The 519-nt window shown below is 57.9% G+C and carries 1 pseudogene; it reads right to left on the reverse strand.

Going from position 1 to position 519, the window contains the following annotated elements:
- Window positions 1-514 (reverse strand): annotated as a pseudogene (locus FDX22_RS21400) (sulfite reductase subunit beta); the annotation flags it as partial.
- Between the last annotated feature and the right edge of the window lie 5 nt (window positions 515-519).

Genomic DNA, 519 nt, shown 5'->3' on the forward strand with positions numbered 1-519 from the left:
CACGTTACGGTTCATGTCGTTGGCGGTCGCCAGTGCGTCCAGCCCCACCGAATGCAGCATCTGATGCACCGGCTTCACGTTCTTCTTCAGAATGCCATGGAACTGAAAGGTCTGACGGTTGGTCAGACGAATACTGCCGTAAATGGTGTTATCAGTGGCAAATTTGTCGATGGCCTTCCACTGGGTTGGGGTGATCACCCCGCCCGGCAGACGGCAGCGCAGCAGCATCGCGTGGCGCGGCTCCAGCTTCTGCTCAGCACGTTCGGCGCGAATATCGCGGTCGTCCTGCTGGTACATGCCGTGGAAACGGATCAGCAGGAAGTTATCGCCGTGGAAGCCGCCGGTCAGACCGTCGTTCAGGTCTTCCGCGATGGTGCCGCGCAGGAAATTNGGTCAGACCGTCGTTCAGGTCTTCCGCGATGGTGCCGCGCAGGAAATTACTTTCACGCTTCATGCGCTCGGCGTCAGTCAGTTTGCCTTCGACCACTAAAGGCCCTGGGTATTTTTCGCTCATTAGTA

Source organism: Citrobacter sp. TBCS-14 (assembly GCF_005280805.1).
Lineage (GTDB): Bacteria > Pseudomonadota > Gammaproteobacteria > Enterobacterales > Enterobacteriaceae > Citrobacter > Citrobacter gillenii.